The 6,327-nt window shown below is 41.4% G+C and carries 7 protein-coding genes; all 7 read left to right on the forward strand.

Going from position 1 to position 6,327, the window contains the following annotated elements; all coding sequences use genetic code 11:
• Window positions 1-2,530 (forward strand): DNA polymerase III subunit alpha (gene dnaE, locus HN459_09410; GenBank protein MBT3479660.1); only part of this gene is annotated, 2,530 nt, incomplete at its 5' end.
• Window positions 2,527-2,973: a D-tyrosyl-tRNA(Tyr) deacylase gene (locus HN459_09415; protein ID MBT3479661.1), complete on the forward strand. Its 447-nt coding sequence runs from the start codon at window positions 2,527-2,529 to the stop codon at window positions 2,971-2,973. The genes dnaE and HN459_09415, both read left to right, overlap by 4 nt.
• Before the next feature lie 61 nt (window positions 2,974-3,034).
• Entirely contained in the window at window positions 3,035-3,439 is a 405-nt protein-coding gene (locus tag HN459_09420) for a cobalamin B12-binding domain-containing protein (GenBank protein ID MBT3479662.1), read from the forward strand.
• Window positions 3,440-4,099: a hypothetical protein gene (locus tag HN459_09425; protein MBT3479663.1), complete on the forward strand. Its 660-nt coding sequence runs from the start codon at window positions 3,440-3,442 to the stop codon at window positions 4,097-4,099. It abuts the gene before it with no gap.
• A gap of 125 nt (window positions 4,100-4,224) precedes the next feature.
• On the forward strand, window positions 4,225-4,962 hold the full coding sequence (locus tag HN459_09430; GenBank protein ID MBT3479664.1) for a class I SAM-dependent methyltransferase: 738 nt from the start codon (window positions 4,225-4,227) through the stop codon (window positions 4,960-4,962).
• Window positions 4,962-5,576, forward strand: coding sequence for a DNA-3-methyladenine glycosylase 2 family protein (locus HN459_09435; GenBank protein ID MBT3479665.1), 615 nt, complete (start codon window positions 4,962-4,964; stop codon window positions 5,574-5,576). Before HN459_09430 ends, HN459_09435 begins: the two co-directional genes overlap by 1 nt.
• A 241-nt stretch (window positions 5,577-5,817) precedes the next feature.
• Window positions 5,818-6,327, forward strand: a 510-nt coding sequence (locus HN459_09440; protein MBT3479666.1) for a hypothetical protein, incomplete at its 3' end; no start/stop codon positions are given.

Here is a 6,327-nt window from a genome sequence, read left to right on the forward strand (position 1 = left end):
AAACTTGTGTGAAATTGGCATCCAGAAACGATATGGTGATATTAATCCTGAATTACAATCCCGGCTTGATCATGAATTAAAAGTAATCCAGAAGATGGGTTTTGCAGGATACTTCCTCATTACGGCAGACTTTGTAAAATATGCCAAAGATAAAGCCATCCCTGTTGGTCCGGGCCGGGGTTCTGCTGCGGGGAGTTTGGTCTCCTATTCCCTAGGGATTACCACTATTGATCCAATGCGTCACAATCTTTTGTTTGAACGGTTTCTAAATCCGGATCGTATCAGCATGCCCGATATAGATATCGATTTTTGCATCGAACGGCGGGGAGAAGTCATTGATTATATTAAAGATCAATATGGTGAAAAGTCCGTCACCCAAATTATTACTTTCGGAAAAATGAAAGCGCGACAGGTTATTCGGGATGTGGGTCGTGTCTTGGGATATCCATTTGGTGAAATTGACCGTTTGGCGAAAATGATTCCCACAACATTGAATATCACATTGGATGAAGCGTTAAAACAAAGCCCCGATTTGCGCGAGGCGGGAGAAGGCCAATATCGGGAAGTGATTGAATATTCAAAAGTGTTGGAAGGTATGAACCGCCATGCTTCCACACACGCAGCCGGTGTGGTAATTGCCCCCGGCGACCTTACAGATTTTGTACCTTTATATCGTTCGCCCCAAGGGGATGTAACATCACAATATGATATGAAGGGGCTGGAGGAATTAGGCCTTCTGAAACTAGACTTTTTGGGCCTCCGTAACTTGACGGTTATTGATAACGCCGTGAAATTATTAAAAGCACGTGGTGAAAAAGTTAATATTGAAAAAATTCCTATGGATGATCCTGAAGTCTATAAGCTGTTTGCTAAAGGATTGACCACGGGCGTATTCCAATTTGAATCTTCTGGCATGCGGGAATTTTTGAAAAAGCTGAAACCTACCGTTATTGAAGATTTGATTGCTATGAATGCCCTTTACCGTCCCGGGCCAATGGAAAACATTGATGATTTTATATCTCGCAAACACGGAAAAAAGAAGATTGAATATGCTCATCCAGTCATGGAGCCCATCCTGGAAGAAACCTACGGCATTATAGTATATCAGGAACAGGTGATGCAGATTGCTCACGAAGTTGCGGGATTCTCGCTGGCCGAAGCGGATATTATGCGCCGTGCCATGGGAAAAAAGATTAAGAAACTCATGGATGAATTGAAGGTTAAGTTTATAGATGGAGCACTTGAAAAACACCAGATCCCCAAAAAGAAGGGTAAAGAAATTTATGAATTGATTGAAAAATTCGCTGAATATGGATTTAACAAAAGTCACTCTACCGCCTATGCTTATGTGGCATATCAAACTGCTTGGCTCAAAACCCATTATCCAGCGGAATTCATGAGTGCCAATCTCACAAGTGAAATGTCCAATATTGACCGCGTGGTGATTCTGATTAACGAATGTCGGAAGCTTAAGATTGAAGTGGATCCACCCGATGTAAATGTTTCTGACATCAACTTTCGTCCCGTGAATAAAAAGACTATTTCATTTGGGCTTAATGCCATTAAAAATGTGGGCACAAAAGCTTTGGAACAGATTATTGAGGCACGGGGCAAACATGGAAAATTTGATTCACTTTTTGATTTTTCTGCCAATGTGCAATTAAAAGCAGTTAACAGAAAAGTGTTAGAAAGCCTCAATATGGCCGGCGCTTTAGATGGACTGGAGGGCAACCGGGCTCAAAAATATGCCGCTATCGATACAGCACTGAAATATGGTCAAAATATCCAAGAGAATAAAGCGAGAAACCAAGTGGACCTATTTGGCGCAGCTAGCGCCAATGGTCAGGATATGTCCATGGTTCCCTCCCTGTCTATAGCAGAAGAATGGTCCGAAAGCCAATTGCTGGAAAATGAAAAAGAAGTTTTGGGTATGTACCTTTCTGGACACCCTTTGCTGAAATATGCAGAAGATTTAGAAGAATTCTCTAATTTTGATTTTACTGAGAAAGTTGAGGGGTACAATGGACAAAAAGTGCGCGTTGGGGGTGCCATCGCAGAAGTAAGAATGCATTTTGATCGGAAGAATAATCAAATGGCATTTTTTAAGTTGGATTGTTTGGGCGGTCAGGCAGAGATATTAGCATTCAGCGATACTTTCGCTAAGTATAAAGAATTGATCAAAAATGATAATGTGGTCTTTATTACGGGTAAGCCAACGGACGAAACAGATTTTTCTGACTTAAAAATGATTGCCGATGAAATTATAACCGTAGACAAAGCGAGGGAGATTTATTCTAAAAATGTAAATATCCGCATTGAGCCGGGAGAAATGTCCCCCGCTGATGTGGATGCGCTTTTGACCATGGCCAAAAATCACAAAGGTGGTTGCGGACTCATGTTCCACATGGCGGCGGAGCGTGGTAAACAAAGACGTATCTATGCTCACAATATTAAGGTGTCAGCTCATTCGTCATTTCTCAAAATATTACGGGATACTTACGGCAAGCAAAATGTCTGGGTGTCTGATTGATCGCTGTGATTCAACGGGCCAAATCCGGCTCTGTTACTGTTGACAAAAAAAAAATCGGAAAAATTGACCATGGCTTTGTGATTCTACTTGGTGTGACCGATACAGATGAAGAATCAGACGCCGATTATTTAACTGATAAAATATCAAACCTCCGCGTATTCAATGATGAGAATGAAAAAATGAACCTATCGATTCAAGATGTAAATGGTTCAGTATTGGTCATCAGCCAGTTTACCCTTTGTGGTGATACACGAAAAGGCCGCCGCCCAAGTTTCATCCACGCCGCACCACCAGAAAAAGGGAATGCCCTTTATGAATATTTTATGGATCAACTAAAGACAAAAGGCGTGCCGGTAGAGTCGGGTGAATTCGGTGCCATGATGGATGTAGCTTTGGTGAATGACGGGCCCGTGACTTTTGTTTTAGATAGTAAATCCTCCTGATTCTCATTCCTCGACACACTCGCCTTTTCATTGTAATTTCCCCTACAAATAATTTGAGATTATGGAACGAAAAATAAGAATACTCATGGCCAAGCCCGGGCTGGACGGTCACGATCGGGGCATTAAAGTTCTCGCCGCCGCCTATCGCGACGCAGGGATGGAAGTCATTTATTTAGGTCTGCGTCAAACGCCGGAAATGATTGTTTCCGCGGCCCTTCAAGAAGATGCGGATGTGATTGCACTCTCTAGCCTGAACAATGCCCACATGACCATTTTCCCCAATGTCTTAAATCTCATGAAGGATAAAGGACTGGATGATGTGCTCCTCGTTGGGGGCGGTATTATTCCAAAAAAAGATGTAACCGAACTGGAAGGATTGGGTATGGGAAAATTATTCGGTCCCGGCACACCTGTTCAAGATACGGTGGACTATATTACCAATTGGGTTTCGGAGAATCGTCGTTAAATGGATTTAAAAAACCTTACGGAGCTTGAGCTTTATTTCGCCAATCATTTTGATACGGTGTTGTTTCCTGTTTTGGCGGAATTTTACCAAACCAAAGGAGACTATGACAGGGCCAAACGCGTTTGTGAAATTGGGTTGGAGCATCATCCCAAATCAATAGATGGTCAATTCATCTTATCCCAGGCTGAACTTGGATTAGGGAATTTAACCGGCGCGGAAAAATGGATGAAAAAAGTCCTTATCCAAGTGCCTGATCATACATCTGCCGCCATATCATTGCCCATGGTTCAAGAACAATTGGATCGATCTCCGGCAACATTAAAGACCAGTTTCAAGCGGGCCCAAAGTGTGGACCCTAAAAACCAGTTTGCTAAGGATTACCTAACAGCAAAGCCGGCAAAAAAAGCTAAGAAAAAATCAGATATTCCTGGGACAACTGATGCCCCTAAAAAGGATAAATCTAAAAAACCTTTGCCCACGGATATTAGTTTAGAAGGTGTGGCTATCAGTCCTCGATTGGCTACATTTACTTTGGTGAATGTGTTGAAAGGACAGGGGCTATACCACCAAGCATTGGATGTATTGAATATTTTGGCGAAAAAAGGCGGCGACAAAAAACGAATTGCCAACGAGCGAAAGGTCATCAAGGCTGGGTTGTAGTTTTTGTTTGGACCCCTCTTTTAATTCTCCCCTATGACAGGGGAGGTGACCACTCTACAATAGTTAGTCGATCCTCCCCAAATGGGGAGGAATTAAAGGTGGGGTATAATTGATTTGAGAATTTTATGAAAATCCAAATGTATAACAATCCCGCTCTTTATAATGCCTGCACGAATCACAAAATAGATGATATTCCTTTTTATCAATATTGGGCAAAAGAGGCGAATGGTTCAATTCTGGAATTGGCTTGCGGAACCGGCCGAGTGGCGAAACCCCTATTAGATAAGGGGTACAATTATACTGGCTTGGACTTAAGTCCTGTTTTTATTGACCACTGCAAATCGAAATATCCTAATGGCCAATTCATCACCAGCGATATGCGGGACTTTAATCTTGGCCAAAAATTTGATTTAATCTCTATTCCTTTTAATTCGTTTCTCCATCTATATACTGAAGATGAAATGAACCGATGTTTGAAATCGGCCCAGAACCACTTAGCCAAAAATGGCCAATTTCTCTTGGATATATTTGTCCCGGACCCGGAATTTCTTTACCGTGATCCAAACAAGAGATATGAAGAAATGACTATCACCCATCCACAAGGTGGCGAATGTATCATTTGGCAAAAAAACCAATATGACGAAGATACAGAGATTAACCACATTCACTGGTTTTTTGATCGAGGTAATGGCGGGCCACAAGATGAAGATGAATTTGATATGCGTATGATCTATCCCGACACGATGGACAGATTACTTACGGATTCGGGATTCACCATAGAAGAAAAATGGGGCGACTATGATGGGGAGGCATTTGATGAAACTAGCCTCCTACAACTCTATATTTGCTCAAGGAGATTGTAATGAATATTCAAAAAGCTTTAACGGACTTAAGAAAATCGGATCCAAGAATGGGAATCCTAATTGATGAATTTGGTTCGCCTGAATTCAACCCCATTGATAATTATTACGAATCTTTGGTGCGCTCCATTGTATATCAGCAACTTAGCGGGAAGGCCGCCGCCACCATTTATGGCCGGTTTAAAGCATTGTTTAATTCTAAGTCATTTCCCAATCCAAATGAAGTCATGGCCATTCCCCACGAAACTTTGCGATCGGTAGGACTCTCCAACCAGAAAGCTACTTATATCCTGGATCTTTCAGACAAATGGGAAAAAGAGGAAATAGATTTATCGAATGTAGATGAAATTTCTGATGAAGAAATCAGTGTTGAACTAATCAAAGTAAAAGGTATCGGTCAATGGACCGCCGATATGTTTCTCATGTTTACTTTAGTCCGCCCTGATGTATTCCCCTTAGGAGATTTGGGCATTCAAAAAGGATTTATGGGACTCAATAAAATGGATCGCCTGCCCAACCCCAAAGAAATGGAAACAGAAGCAGAACAGTGGCGCCCATACCGCACCGTGGCCGCTTGGTATTTATGGAAAATCGTGGATGGTCCTTTTGAGTGGTGAGGGAAAAAATTTCTTAGGAACACTTAATAAATAAAAAAACTTGATATCATGAAGTATCGCTTTGTAACTTAATATATGTTGTAAAAATATTCGTTTCGTACATAAAAAGTTATGATAAGTTTTAAAGCAAAAGTTAAAAAAGTGGGTTTATGGTCCACTCGTTTGTGGACTATTCAACGCAAAGGGAATCTTGGGGTTTTCTAGGCTCCCCTCGAATTACCTAACGGTTTAATTTATTAATATGGTTCGTTTTAAACTATTTACCATCGCTATCATTATTTTTTTATTTTATTCCTGCAGCTTATTTGAAGAAGATGAACCTGAGGCGAAAGTCGTTTACGTGAGTAAATCGGAAGATGTTCTCTACACACAGAATTTAGATGGTACAGATAATAGACGGCTTTATATTAAGGGAATTCAAGACGACATAAATAGCCATCCTCACATAGTGGCAGATTCCACTATCATGAATTATGGACCTCTTCGTTGGAGCCCAGACGGAACAAAAATAGCCGTAGTCGTTAACGTAGCGTACGATGCATCAGAACTTATCATATTAACTGCTGACGGCCGTAAAGCTTGGTCGGCAAGCCTTAATTCGCAAATGGTGTCCGGATCTGATTGGTCCCCGGATGGTACAAAAATAGCCTATACGATGTCCACAACTTACTATGGCGGTGCACCTGAATTGTTCATAACTGATTTGGAAACGAACACTTGGAAGAAAATTACTGACTTAAGTACTCAAAAG

This window comes from Candidatus Neomarinimicrobiota bacterium, from assembly GCA_018647265.1.
In the GTDB taxonomy this organism is placed as follows: domain Bacteria; phylum Fidelibacterota; class Marinisomatia; order Marinisomatales; family TCS55; genus TCS55.